Source organism: Bacillus sp. RCC_6_1 (assembly GCF_041360755.1).
Lineage (GTDB): Bacteria > Bacillota > Bacilli > Bacillales > Bacillaceae_G > Bacillus_A > Bacillus_A cereus.
In genome coordinates, this window is sequence record NZ_JBFUPV010000001.1 from 786,709 (window position 1) to 799,561 (window position 12,853).

Below are 12,853 nucleotides of genomic sequence, written 5' to 3' on the forward strand. Positions count from 1 at the left end.
TACTTCACCCCCTACTATTCAATATAGGCAATTTGATCCACAACAATTTCTGGTGCTAATTCACTAATACAAAGTACTTGTGCTTCCACTTGATAACGTTCTAGCAGTCTTACAATCGCAAATCTAAAATCTTTTCTACGTGTTAATAACACTGGCTCTCTTCCCATTAAACGTGCTTGCTTAAAGACGCGCTGCACTTGCTCAACGACACGTGTTTCTAAATCTAAATCCCAGTTTAATAAGTAACCTTGATATGAATTATTCACAACATCCGCATCTAACTCGATTGAATCAGAGAAGAGCGCTGCATATATTTTTCCGTCCGGATTTTTCGCGTTTTCACAAATAACTTTTGAAATACATTCACGAACAAATGATGTTACACCATCCACGTGGTTTTGATAAATTTCTTTGCCGTCAATAATACCTTCAATAATTGTTGGTAAATCACGAATAGAAATACCTTCTTTTAGAAGTTGTTTAATAACATTTTGAACGAGTGATAAATCAATTTCTTTTTTCTTAATCTCTTCTAATAGAACGCCATTATCATTTTCAAGCGAGTTAATTAAGTCTTTTACATGTTGGCGCTGAATTAATTCATGAAGATTACGTCTAACGACAACATCTAAATGTGTAATTAATATGCTAAGTGGCTCTAACACTTGATAGCCTTTCATTTGTGCATCTTGCACCATATGCTCTAAAATCCAATATCCATCTTCACCGAAAATTGGATCTTTCGCTGGCTCTGCATCTAAATCAGCCATTACGTTTGGTGTTTTCAGTGCTAATAAATAACCTGATTTTAAAACACCTTCAGCCGCCTTCGCACCTTTAATCCGAATAATGTAACGTCCGCGTGGTCTAAAACTCGTATTATCTTTAAAGTTAATTCCAGGAACATTAATACCAAGGTCAGTAATAATCGACTTCCTCATAAGAACAACTTTATCACGCGCTGTTTCCCCGTTAATTTTTTGCTTTACAAGTGCCGCTAAATCTAAACCGAGTTCTACTATAATTGGATATTTGTCCGTAAATACTCCGAATGAATCTTCCACTTGTTGCAGTTGCTCATCTTCGCCTTGGATCATTTCTATTTCTTTTTGAAGCTCGTCTTCTTTTTCTTTCTTTATTCGATTTTTATTACGAATTCCTAAGAAGATAATTGTTCCGCCAACGAGTGCGAATGGTAGAAACGGTAGCGGAGTAAAAATACCCATTGCGATAAATAAACCACCGAGCGCATATACAACGACTTCATGCGCTAATAACTCTTTAAAGATACCTTCTGTTACTGTATCTGGTGAGCCGTCAAATACACGAGTTACGATAATACCTGTTGAAATTGCAAGCATTAGCGATCCAATTTGGTTTACGATTCCGTCACCGACAGTTAGCTGCGTGTAATGAAGAGCCGCATCTGCAAAGCTCATCCCTTGCTGCATCATGCCGACAATTAAACCGAAAATAATGTTTACGAATAAAATGACAATCCCGAAAATAACGTCCCCTTTAATGAACTTTCCGGCACCATCCATCGCCCCATAAAACTCTGTTTCCATATTTAATTTTTTTCGTTTTGCTTGTGCATCTTTTTCTGAAATAATACGCTGGTTTAAATCAGCATCGATAGACATTTGTTTCCCTGGTAAAGAATCAAGTGTAAAACGAGCTGCTACTTCAGCTGTACGAGACGCACCGTTTGCAACGATAAACTGGAATATGATTAATACTGTAAAAATAACGATACCAATTAATAAGTTTCCGCCAATTACGAACTGGCCGAACTCTTCAATAACATGACCTGCATTTCCATCTGTCAAAATCGCTCGCGTCGTCGAAACGTTAATCGATACGCGGAAAATCCCGATTAATAACAACATCGTTGGAAATGACTTTAATTCATCCCACTCGTTAATACTTGTCGCTCGCATATAAATAAGCACTGACATACTTAGTAGAAAAACGATAATGATATCAAGTATAAATGGTGGAAGTGGAATTAAGAGCGCCACTACGAATGACGCTGCTAAAAAGATAGAAAAATAGGTTCTTGCAGACTCTATCTTAAACAAAGAGATCTCCTCCAAACGCGCTATTATACTTCAAGTTCGTTCGTCTGAATTAAATAGCGCATAACTTCAATTACAGCTACGTATAAATCTTCTGGAATCGTCTCATCTTCCTCGACTTGATAATATAAAGAACGAGCAAGCGGACGGTTTTCCACCATTGGTATTTCTTGTTCACGGGCAAGCGTTCGTATATATAATGCGAGCTCATCTTCCCCTTTTGCAACGACAATTGGTGCTGCATCAACGTGTTTATTGTAACGAAGTACGACCGAAATATGAGTCGGGTTGTTTACAATAAACGTTGCGCCATCCATCTTCTTCGCAATTGTTCCTTGCAAGATTGCATGCATAAAGTTTTTTCGTTTCCCTTTAACTTGCGGGTCCCCTTCATTATCTTTATGCTCTTGTTTCACTTCTTCTTTTTTCATCTTAATATCTTGCTCGTACTCCCATTTTTGATAAATGAAATCAATAATAGAAAGAACGATTAAAATAATTAAAATTGCTAAGAAAATAAATTTAATTTGCCTAATAATTTCAGTAAGTGACGCAGTCCAGTTAAATCCAATCATACTGACAATTTTCTCTAAATTCTTTTTAAAGAGAACGTAAGCGACGTAACCGATTAATCCCATATAAAATAGTGATTTCAAAATATCTACTAAACTTTTACGACTAAACAGTCTCGTAAAATAGTTTTTCGGATTAATACGTGACGCTTTCGGTTTAATGACTTTAGAAGAAAATAGGAAGCCGACTTGAATCATATAATTGAATAAATGAAAAGCGTATACGAGTATTAATATCGGAGCCGATACTTTCAGTAATAAAATCCCCATTAAATAAAAATACTCGGTTGAATCTGTATTTTTTCCAATTTGATCAAACAGCACCGCTACGGAATTTGCAATCTCATACCCTAGCCAATCTCCGAAGAAATAAACGACAACTGCTAATACGAGAATGGAAAATAAATTATTTAAATCTTTACTCCGGGCAATATTCCCTTCTTCACGCGATTTTTTACGCTTCTGCGGGGTGGCCTTTTCTGTTTTATTATCCTTTGCCATGCGCGTCCCCCTACTTCGTTAAGAAAAAGTTAAATAGTTTCGTATACTCTTCAAGTAATACATCCGTCATATTTTTAAACACATAACCGAGCATCGGTACACTCATCGCAATAAACAAAATACCGCACGTAATTTTAATTACGTATGCATTCATAAAAACGTTTAATTGCGGAGCGTTTTTTGCAATTAAAATTAGAACAAAGTTAATGATGAATAAACTTCCCATAAGCGGAAGAGCAATTTCAACCGCTGATGTGATCGCAAATAATAGCGTTGCGAGTAGACTATCTAAGAAACTAGTCGTCAACAATTTTGAAATCGCCTCTGTATATTGAAACGACTTTAAAATCGTGGCAACGAAATAATTAATGCCGCCAAGTGAAATAAAAATAATGAGAAAAAATATATCAAAAATGGTTGATAGTAAAGTAGACTGTGAGCCCGCATTTACATCAAACAAACTTGCTTGTGATAAACCGATATCAAAGTCTAAAATATGTCCAGCCATTTTCGGAATGTTCCACAGCATTTCTACAATTTTTGAAAGTGATAATCCAATTACAATTTGCGTTCCTGCATAAGCTGCAACGTCCCAAACTGTCTTGATGTGAGAGACATCCACTTGATCAGCCACTGTAATTGAAAGAGCAAGTCCAACTGTAACCTTCGCCATTGCTGGAATGGATCGTCCTGAGAAAAACGGTAAAAAATATAAAAATGAAGTAATGCGGCAAAACGCAAAAAACGTTGCCGCCCATAATTCCATATTCATTTCAGTTCACCTATCTTAGTACGAACGCAATAGCGATGGGATTTTATCAAATAAATCTAAAATAAGTGTCGTTAACTCTTGGAACATCCACGGACCTAAAATGATAATAACGAGGACAATACTCGCCATTTTCGGTAAAAACGTCAGCGTTTGCTCTTGAATTTGCATCATTGCCATAATAACCGCGATAATAATAACGACAATCAGACTTACAACGGCAATCGGCATTAAAATCATAACCCCTTTATAAAAAAAGGTTTGGAAAATATCTATAATTGGTGACGTATTCATTTATATGACTCCTATCACATAGCATCCAGCGCTTCAGGCGACCGTCTTAAACATAATATCGACGATTTTTGTATATCCACCTAAATATACGAAAACGAGTATTTTAAACGGTAAACTTAAAATCATCGGCGGTACCATCATCATCCCGAGGTACATTAAAAGTGTACTAATAATCAAATCTATAAATACAAACGCTAAATAAATGAACATCCCTGTAAGTAACCCTTTTTGAATTTGCGTTAACGTAAAGGATGGTACGAGTGTAAATAAGGAAAGATCCTTTAAATCTTTCGGCAACTCTTCTCCGCGTACTTTCAGCATCATTTTTAAATCATGCTTATACGTATGCTTTGACATATATTCTTTCATAATAGGAGCTGTCGTTTCCGCAGCTTGACTTACTGTTATTTTCTCTTTCGTCATCGGATCCCACACATCACTCTTCAGTTGCCCGAGTACAGGCTGCATCGTAAAGAGTGATAAAAATAATGCAAGTCCAACAAGCACTTGGTTTGGTGGTAAATTCATTACCCCAAGTCCTTGACGTGTAATCCCTAGAACGATCATAAAATAAGTAAAATGTGTAAATAATAGAACGATAGAAGAAGATAATGATAAAAGGGTAACGAGCGCAAATAGTTGTACACTTGAATTACTCGTAAACTCTTTTCCATTTTCGAAATTAATAAAACCGTTCGGGGCTGCATACGCTGGATTTACAAAAATAATTGAAAAAACGATAGAAAATACGAAAATAACGGCTAATAATGATAACTGTTTCTTTATTCTCATGATGGATCCTCTACTTTTTTCGTTTCACTCTTCACCGCGTCTTCTAGTGCTTGTTGAAACTGATTTCCTGTTCCGGTTAATTGCACAGACTGCACACCGTTATTACTAATAACAGTGAACACTTGCTTTCCGTCCACTTCAAATAAAAAGGCACTCGTTTGATGATTTAAATACACACCGTCTTTTACTTGAATATGGCCATTTTCACCCTGCTTAAAAAACTGCTGTTTGCGCGTCTTTTTCGTCATATAATATGCACCGTAGCCGAGCGCACCAAACAGTAAAACGACTTGAAATAAGGTCGTCATATACGACATATGACTCCTCCTCTACTCTTTATCTTGCATTTGACTTTGCGCTTTCATAAGCGCCGCTTGTTTCTTATCAGCTTCAATTTCAGAAATGATAATACCGAATTTCTCGTCCATTACGATTGCTTCACCGATGCCGACTTTCATATTACTTAAATACACATCTACTTTATGTCCTAAGTTTTTCTCTACTTCCAGAACATCGCCAACTTTTAACTGCTTTACATCACCAAGTGTAATAGATGACTTTCCAAGCTTTACACCAAGTTCAATCGAAATATCTGAAACAGTATCAATATGTGCTTTACCTGCTTCATTTCGCTTTCCTGCAAAATCTTCTAATCCCATTAATGACACGGGAGATACTTCATGCTTCATATGGATCCTCCTACTCTACAAAACTTTTAAATAGGAGCGCCTTACGCGTTCCATCTTTTCCAATAAAACAATTAAATTTATGCTTTCCATCTACATAACCAAGTAATTCATCCGAAACTTTCGTATGAAGCGGAATAATATCGCCTTCTTCAATTTGTTCAATCTCACTCATTGTCATTTTCTGCTCACCAATTGCAACGTGAACAGGTTTGTACACTTGATTTACTTTCATTTCCACTTCAGACGTATACTTTTTACGCTTGTCTGAAGAATGTTCGACAATATTTTCAGACGTTAACTTATCCATAATTTCTTCAACAGATAAGAATGGAATTCCGATACGCACCGTCGTATTCCAAAACTCTGTTTTCATATTTACGTTAAGTAATGAAATGATATCACTCGCTGTCGTAATCTTTAATGCATTCGGATCTGTTTCTGTCGTTACAAATTTCGGTTCAATCGCAACAACACTTTCAAATGATTGCTCTAAATTTTTACAAAGAAGTAAGAATATATTATCCAGCGTTAAAAACTCAAACGCTGTTAACGGTCTGCGCATCGTAAAGTTACGCTTACTATCTCCGCCAAGCCAACATTCATGAATATAAATAACGAATGCTAAATCAATCTCAATAACAATTTCTCCAAGCTCTGGTAAACCGAGATCAATTACGCAATATAAATAATAATCTTTCGGCATTTTCTCCACATACTCACTCGTAAATGGAACTTGCTCAACTGTTGAAGGTTCTAGTTCAATTGGAATACGCATACGCGCTGATAACGTCTGTGACGTCTGTTTTCCAAACGTAGAAGCAATCGCTTGCAAACTACGTAAATGCTCAACACCGAACTTCTCTGGTCTATTAAAATCATACTCTTGAAATTTCTCTTGCTTTCCTGCTTCTTGTGCGAAAGCTGGCATTTCCTCGCCTTCATTTACCGCCTTCAGCAGGGCATCAATTTGCTCTTGGCTTAATTTTTCGCCACTCATGACAATCCCCTTCCCTACCTTTTCAATTCAACGATTTCAACGTACATCTTTCCATTCTTCGTCAAAATCTTTCCGGTTCCAATCTCTTCATTCTCAAGCATAAGACGCACCGTATTTTTCGTTGAATTTTCAAGACGATACAATGTACCTTTCGTAATATGAAGCAGATCTTCAATTTTCTTTTTCGTATTTCCGATTTCAAAATAAATTGTTAACGGAATATCATCTTGTAATTTCAAATCTAGCCAACTCCCATATCATGTTCACGAAAATTTCATGTTCTCTCTATATATGAAACTTCTTATTTTGAAACGTCGATATTTAATATTTTTTTAATATATCCTTGCGTTTCTTTAAATGGCGGTACGCCTCCGTACTCTCTCACATTCCCAGGACCAGCATTATAAGAAGCAAGTGCCAATACTAAGTCGCCGTTATTTTTCTTTAAATAACCGCTTAACTCTTTCACGCCACCTTCAATACTTTCAGCTGGTGAAAAGGGATTCTTCACACCCATCTCCTTCACATTCGCTGGCATAAGCTGCATAAGACCCATCGCACCTGCATGTGACACCGTTTTCGGATTAAAATTAGACTCTACTTCAATCATTTTTTGAATTAACGTTTTTGGAATTCCATATGTACGACTTACTCGATCAATAATATCCTCATACTTGCCTTCATTGGAAGAACGTATTTTTTGAATATTATACTTCTTCGTTAATTCCCACGTATCAGCGGCCTCATTTTTCGTTTCTGGGAAACGTCGTTCAAACTCTTTTTGCGCAACTTGCACTTCATCTGCTTTCTTCGTTTCAGCCTTTTCTTCAAGCTTACTCGCTTCCTCTACTTTATTAATAGTTTCTGCCGGTTTATTAACAACCGCTTCTATTTTCGTAGATTGTACCGGCTGACTCATATCTTCTACTTTTGCCGGCTGCGTAGTAGCCTTCGTCTCCTTCGCAGGTTCACTCTGCAACTTCTCTTGAAAACGACTACTAACAAATGCTTGTGGACTACTTAGCTTTTGCTGAATTTGCCCTTTCTTATATGCAAGCACTTCTTTTACTATATTTCCAACTATCATAATATCACCTTTTCGGTAAACAAAGATAATCTAATATTAGAGTTTTTTTTTAAAGTTTGCAATAATCCTTTTAATAATTATGTAATAAAAAAATGAATATATTGTTAAACTGTTATTTTTTTATATTTATTAATTCGAATTTTTAGTTGACACCCGCTATGACAGGGATTACAATAAATCTCGAAATTGATTTTTTCGCATATTACCGTTTTTCAATTTGCAGAAAAGTCAATATAAAAAAATGGGGGTTTCTTAACATGAGAATTAATACAAACATTAACAGCATGCGTACTCAAGAGTACATGCGCCAAAACCAAGCAAAAATGAGCAATTCTATGGACCGTTTATCAAGCGGTAAACGTATCAACAACGCTTCTGACGATGCAGCAGGTCTTGCAATCGCAACTCGTATGCGTTCACGTGAAGGTGGCTTAAACGTTGCAGCCCGTAATACAGAAGACGGTATGTCTTTAATTCGTACAGCTGACTCAGCTTTAAACTCTGTGTCAAACATCTTACTTCGTATGCGTGACCTTGCAAACCAATCTGCAAGTGGTACTAATACTGATAAAAACCAAGCTGCAATGCAAAAAGAATTTGATCAATTAAAAGAACAAATTCAATACATTGCGGACAACACTGAATTTAACGACAAAAAATTATTAGATGGATCTAATAATACAATTAATATCCAAACTCTTGACTCACATGATAAAACTAAACAAATTACAATTTCACTTGATTCTGCATCACTTAAAAACTTAGATATTAAAGATTTAGCAATTGGTTCAAACACAGTTAACAAAAATGATCTTGAAACTCTTGATAATTCTATGAAACGACTAGAAAAACCTGCTACAGATGGAGCAGTACAAGCTCAAGACGTTAAAGATGCAAAAAATGCTTTTGATAAAGTCAAATCAGGTTACTCAGCAGCAGAAGTAGAGAAAATGAATGATCTTTTCAAAACTTATGATAAAACATTAGCTAATCCAACTGGTGATCCAAAAGTTGATGAACCTGCTCTTACAGCTGCTGCAGAAAACATTAATAAAGAATTTGCAAAACTAACGAAACCTACAGGAGCAGCATTCGATCCATCTTCAGCTGTTGAAAAGATTGATCAAGCAATTGAAAAAATTGCTTCTAGCCGTGCTACTTTAGGTGCTACATTAAACCGCCTTGACTTTAACGTAACAAACCTTAAGAGCCAAGAAAACTCTATGGCAGCTTCTGCTTCTCAAATCGAAGACGCTGACATGGCGAAAGAAATGTCTGAAATGACTAAGTTCAAAATCTTGAACGAAGCTGGTATCAGCATGCTTTCTCAAGCAAACCAAACTCCACAAATGGTTTCTAAATTATTACAATAAGCCATTTGAGTTAGTTTCCTGAATAAACCTCTCTGCTTGCAGAGAGGTTTATTTTTTCTATATAGATAGATTGAAAGATTTTTTTAGCTTAAAGAGAAGCTCTAGCCATATTTAGTAGCGGTCAGGGCCTATTTTATTCTCGTTCCGTGTATGAAAACAAAAAGATAAAGTGAGCATAAGTCTCTTTTTCTCTTCATAACCGTTTATTAGCTTTAGAACACTGACTATATCAATCTATAAGGAGTGTCTATTATGCGTATTGGTACGAATGTTTTAAGTAGGAATGCTAGGCAGTCGTTGTATGAGAATGAGAAGCGTATGAATGTGTCAATGGAGCATTTGGCGACTGGTAAGAAGTTAAACCATGCTTCTGATAATCCCGCTAATGTTGCAATTGTGACTCGTATGCATGCGAGAGCAAGTGGTATGCGCGTGGCGATTCGTAATAATGAGGATGCGATATCGATGCTTCGCACGGCCGAAGCTGCCCTTCAAACTGTGACGAATATTTTACAGCGTATGCGTGATTTGGCCGTTCAATCCTCAAACGGTACAAATTCAAATAAAAACTGTCATTCGCTGAATAAAGAGTTTCAATCTTTAACAGAACAAATTGGCTATATTGGCGAGACGACTGAGTTTAATGATTTATCCGTATTTGACGGTCAAAACCGCCCTATTACATTAGACGATATCGGTCATACAATAAATATGACGAAACATATTCCCCCTTCCCCTACACAACATGACATCAAGATTTCAACGGAACAAGAAGCAAGAACGGCAATTCGTAAAATCGAAGAGGCTTTGCAAAGTGTGTCACTTCATCGTGCCGACCTTGGTGCAATGATAAATCGTTTACAGTTTAATATTGAAAATTTAAATAATCAAAGTATGGCGTTAACAGATGCTGCATCTCTAATTGAAGATGCAGACATGGCGCAGGAGATGAGTGATTTTTTAAAGTTCAAATTATTGACTGAAGTTGCACTTAGTATGGTTTCACAAGCGAACCAAATTCCGCAAATGGTCTCTAAACTACTACAATCATGAAAATTAATCTTCCTTCTTTGGAACGATTCCATACAAAACAAAAGGGAAATACATATAAACTATGTATCTCCCTTTTATTTTGTACCCAAATTTTATTACTGTGTTACCGTCATAACTTGTCCGCTACGGTCAACCATTATTTTCATTTTTCCGTCTTGTGCATTATATAGCCCAAGTTTATGTAATTCCATTTTACAATCTTGTACGAAAGTTGGTAATTTACGAATTTGATCGATATCAGAACTTGTAATGAAATGAATTAAAAGCTGCGTCATACCTTTAATATCTTGTACAAGCTCTTCTTTCTCTCGTTTTAGCCTTTCATTTTCTAGTTGTAACGACTGCAATTCATCTTCTAGACTACGTGTGTTCTTTGCTTCTCTAGAACGCCCTGCTGCCATGCTAGAAAGCTTATAAATACCTTCCATAAACTGATGTAGTTCGTCTTCTTTCCTTTCACTACATTGATTAATTGTTTCAAAGTTATCAACGATACCAGATATAACTGTTACAAGATTTTTTTCATCCTCTTTATGCTGGATTTCTTCTTTTAATTCGTACTCGTTTTCTTGTTTTCTTGCAACGATTGTCTCTTTTACTGGTATATATTTTCGCTTTCGTCCTGGTTTTTGTTTTTCAATATTTTCAAACGGTATTTCACGTTTTTTTAATTTATAATACGTATTTTGCAATTGACTTTCTGTTTTTGGAAAAAGATTTAGTTCATTTTTACTTACGTATTTTGAAATATTTAAAATGTTTAAACCGTGACGTTGACAAAATTGATACACTTCATACAGTAGCTCTAGTTCAGACTTCAGCCATGTAATTGCTGATTTTTCATATGCTCGCATCCCGCCATTTTTTTCTATATCTATTTGAAATAATACCATTCTATTATGTAAATCAACTAACTCTTCATACTTTACTTGGAATTCTTTTTCTATTTTTTTAAATTCCGCTTCTAGTTGCATATCGTTCATTTTATTATTTGACATGTTTTGTAAAAGACCTAATACATTAATTGCTGTGTGGTGATACATAATCTGTGCCACTCCCCCTCATCCTTTCACAATTCTCATCTGACTCCCATGTCTTTTAAGAAAATAGCAATTTTTACATATCCATATTATAACAGTTCGAAATTATCTGTCAAATAATAAACATACAAAAATGTATAGAAAGTATAAAAATTTGGAAAATGTTTTTTATTAATATGCAAAATTGCATATTAATTACATTTAATTATATTATATGGTATTTTGAATATTTTTTCACCGAAAAAATTTGCGTTACCACGAAATATTACTAAAATAACAATCGAAAATACGTTTGCTTATATTTTTAAATCAAAAATCTCTAAATAAAGATTATTCACACATACAGCGACAAACACCCAAGGAACCTTTCATTTTTCTACCAATTTAAAGTATATAATACTAAAAAGGAACTAGCCAATACTACACATGGCTAATTCCTTCTCCTCTCTAACAAAATAGAGTTATAAACCCAGTCTTCAAATCCTCAATCGAAGTTTCGCTTCTTCTAAAGCTATCTCGGCGGCTCTCTCGTCCCATTTACCCAAAAAACACTCCATATCTCTGGTCTTACATCGCATGGGTCTCTATTAGGCACTGACCGCTGCCACACATAGCTAGTTCCTCTATTCCAGCTAAAAAAGTACTTTTCTTACAACACTAACTTATCAACTAAACCAATTAGCTCTTGAATATCTGGCTTACTTACTTGAGCATTTGCTCCTACAGCTTCACCTTTATGGAATAATTCATTTGTAATTAATGAAGAGAAAATAATGACTGGTAGACGATTCATTACTTCACTATCCTTAACCACTTTCGTTAAATGATGTCCATCCATTTTTGGCATTTCAATATCGGTAATTAGCAAGTGAATATGTTCAAACATTTTCTCTCCTTGCTCTTTCGCTAATTTTTCAATTTGCGCTAACGCTTCTGCACCATTGCTGAAGAAGTTCATTTTCGTATATCCAGCTGATGATAATGTTTCTTCTAATATTTGACGAAGCATCGCTGAATCTTCTGCAATATAAATTACTTTTTCAGCTCGATCTGTTTTTTGTTCTAACCCTGCAATTGATTTATTGTCATAACCAGTGCCGCTAATTTCACATACAATTTTTTCATAATCTAATAATAAGATGATTTTTCCATCTAGTTTTACAATACCAGATGTCGTTTCTTCTAGTCCCATAGATAATGAAGCTGGTTCATCAATTTGTTCCCACGAAATACGTTGAATACGATGCACTTCATCCACGCGGAAAATAACTTTCATTTGGTTTAATTCTGAGATGATAAATTTCGTTTGATCAAGTGGCTTTGTTGACTTTAAATTAAGAGCCATTGCCAAGTTAATAACAGGTAAAATTTCACCACGTACTTGAACAACACCTTCAACTGCATGATGAGATTCTGGCACAGTTGTAACAGGAAATGGATTAATGATTTCACGTACTTTCATTACATTAATACTAAATAGGTTTTCACCAACAGTGTACGTAACAATCTCTAATTCATTTGTTCCGCTTTCTAATAAAATACTTTGTGCTTGTGACATAAAGGTGTCGCTCCCCTTCCATTAATTCCGTATATCTAATTATTAAGCTT

At 35.5% G+C, this 12,853-nt stretch carries 14 protein-coding genes; 2 read left to right on the forward strand and 12 right to left on the reverse strand.

Annotated features, from left to right (window positions below):
- Positions 1-14: 14 nt before the first annotated feature.
- The 10 genes from flhA to AB6801_RS03910 form a co-directional block, all read right to left on the reverse strand.
- Positions 15-2,081, reverse strand: a complete 2,067-nt coding sequence (gene flhA / locus AB6801_RS03865; protein WP_000472585.1) for a flagellar biosynthesis protein FlhA — start codon at positions 2,079-2,081, stop codon at positions 15-17.
- 23 nt (positions 2,082-2,104) lie between these two features.
- Positions 2,105-3,151: a flagellar type III secretion system protein FlhB gene (flhB, locus tag AB6801_RS03870; RefSeq protein ID WP_001040114.1), complete on the reverse strand. Its 1,047-nt coding sequence runs from the start codon at positions 3,149-3,151 to the stop codon at positions 2,105-2,107.
- Between the two features lie 10 nt (positions 3,152-3,161).
- Positions 3,162-3,923: a flagellar biosynthetic protein FliR gene (locus AB6801_RS03875; protein WP_001055718.1), complete on the reverse strand. Its 762-nt coding sequence runs from the start codon at positions 3,921-3,923 to the stop codon at positions 3,162-3,164.
- Between the two features lie 15 nt (positions 3,924-3,938).
- Positions 3,939-4,214, reverse strand: a complete 276-nt coding sequence (locus AB6801_RS03880; protein ID WP_001098081.1) for a flagellar biosynthetic protein FliQ — start codon at positions 4,212-4,214, stop codon at positions 3,939-3,941.
- A 33-nt stretch (positions 4,215-4,247) separates the two neighbouring features.
- Positions 4,248-5,006 (reverse strand): flagellar type III secretion system pore protein FliP, encoded by a 759-nt coding sequence (locus AB6801_RS03885; protein WP_001220582.1) that lies wholly within the window; start codon positions 5,004-5,006, stop codon positions 4,248-4,250.
- On the reverse strand, positions 5,003-5,323 hold the full coding sequence (locus AB6801_RS03890; protein WP_000121176.1) for a hypothetical protein: 321 nt from the start codon (positions 5,321-5,323) through the stop codon (positions 5,003-5,005). The genes AB6801_RS03885 and AB6801_RS03890 overlap by 4 nt, the downstream gene beginning before the upstream one ends.
- 12 nt (positions 5,324-5,335) lie before the next feature.
- A complete protein-coding gene (gene fliN, locus AB6801_RS03895; protein ID WP_000680010.1) occupies positions 5,336-5,695 on the reverse strand; it encodes a flagellar motor switch protein FliN in 360 nt (119 codons plus the stop codon).
- 10 nt (positions 5,696-5,705) lie between these two features.
- Positions 5,706-6,692 (reverse strand): flagellar motor switch protein FliM, encoded by a 987-nt coding sequence (fliM, locus tag AB6801_RS03900; RefSeq protein ID WP_016117526.1) that lies wholly within the window; start codon positions 6,690-6,692, stop codon positions 5,706-5,708.
- Positions 6,693-6,706: 14 nt separating this feature from the next.
- A complete protein-coding gene (locus AB6801_RS03905; RefSeq protein WP_000775712.1) occupies positions 6,707-6,931 on the reverse strand; it encodes a flagellar motor switch protein FliN in 225 nt (74 codons plus the stop codon).
- Between the two features lie 62 nt (positions 6,932-6,993).
- Entirely contained in the window at positions 6,994-7,779 is a 786-nt protein-coding gene (locus tag AB6801_RS03910; protein ID WP_097999136.1) for a lytic transglycosylase domain-containing protein, read from the reverse strand.
- Positions 7,780-8,036: 257 nt separating this feature from the next.
- On the opposite strand from AB6801_RS03910, the gene AB6801_RS03915 reads away from it, so the two are divergent.
- Complete coding sequence (locus tag AB6801_RS03915; protein WP_097999135.1) at positions 8,037-9,152, forward strand: flagellin N-terminal helical domain-containing protein; 1,116 nt, start codon at positions 8,037-8,039, stop codon at positions 9,150-9,152.
- 252 nt (positions 9,153-9,404) lie between these two features.
- Positions 9,405-10,205: a flagellin N-terminal helical domain-containing protein gene (locus AB6801_RS03920; protein WP_097999134.1), complete on the forward strand. Its 801-nt coding sequence runs from the start codon at positions 9,405-9,407 to the stop codon at positions 10,203-10,205.
- A 95-nt stretch (positions 10,206-10,300) separates the two neighbouring features.
- Here AB6801_RS03920 and AB6801_RS03925 read toward each other — a convergent pair whose 3' ends face one another.
- Both AB6801_RS03925 and AB6801_RS03930 read right to left on the reverse strand, forming a co-directional pair.
- Positions 10,301-11,248 (reverse strand): DNA-binding domain-containing protein, encoded by a 948-nt coding sequence (locus AB6801_RS03925; protein ID WP_025967100.1) that lies wholly within the window; start codon positions 11,246-11,248, stop codon positions 10,301-10,303.
- A gap of 646 nt (positions 11,249-11,894) precedes the next feature.
- On the reverse strand, positions 11,895-12,803 hold the full coding sequence (locus AB6801_RS03930; RefSeq protein WP_000075943.1) for a chemotaxis protein: 909 nt from the start codon (positions 12,801-12,803) through the stop codon (positions 11,895-11,897).
- Positions 12,804-12,853: the final 50 nt, after the last annotated feature.

Bases quoted from the DNA above. Each gene is read 5' to 3' on its own strand.
- flhB (WP_001040114.1), bottom strand. From the start codon at position 3,151: ATGGCAAAGGATAATAAAACAGAAAAGGCCACCCCGCAGAAGCGTAAA.
- AB6801_RS03875 (WP_001055718.1), bottom strand. From the start codon at position 3,923: ATGAATATGGAATTATGGGCGGCAACGTTTTTTGCGTTTTGCCGCATT.
- AB6801_RS03880 (WP_001098081.1), bottom strand. From the start codon at position 4,214: ATGAATACGTCACCAATTATAGATATTTTCCAAACCTTTTTTTATAAA.
- AB6801_RS03885 (WP_001220582.1), bottom strand. From the start codon at position 5,006: ATGAGAATAAAGAAACAGTTATCATTATTAGCCGTTATTTTCGTATTT.
- AB6801_RS03890 (WP_000121176.1), bottom strand. From the start codon at position 5,323: ATGTCGTATATGACGACCTTATTTCAAGTCGTTTTACTGTTTGGTGCG.
- fliN (WP_000680010.1), bottom strand. From the start codon at position 5,695: ATGAAGCATGAAGTATCTCCCGTGTCATTAATGGGATTAGAAGATTTT.
- fliM (WP_016117526.1), bottom strand. From the start codon at position 6,692: ATGAGTGGCGAAAAATTAAGCCAAGAGCAAATTGATGCCCTGCTGAAG.
- AB6801_RS03910 (WP_097999136.1), bottom strand. From the start codon at position 7,779: ATGATAGTTGGAAATATAGTAAAAGAAGTGCTTGCATATAAGAAAGGG.
- AB6801_RS03915 (WP_097999135.1), top strand. From the start codon at position 8,037: ATGAGAATTAATACAAACATTAACAGCATGCGTACTCAAGAGTACATG.
- AB6801_RS03920 (WP_097999134.1), top strand. From the start codon at position 9,405: ATGCGTATTGGTACGAATGTTTTAAGTAGGAATGCTAGGCAGTCGTTG.
- AB6801_RS03925 (WP_025967100.1), bottom strand. From the start codon at position 11,248: ATGTATCACCACACAGCAATTAATGTATTAGGTCTTTTACAAAACATG.
- AB6801_RS03930 (WP_000075943.1), bottom strand. From the start codon at position 12,803: ATGTCACAAGCACAAAGTATTTTATTAGAAAGCGGAACAAATGAATTA.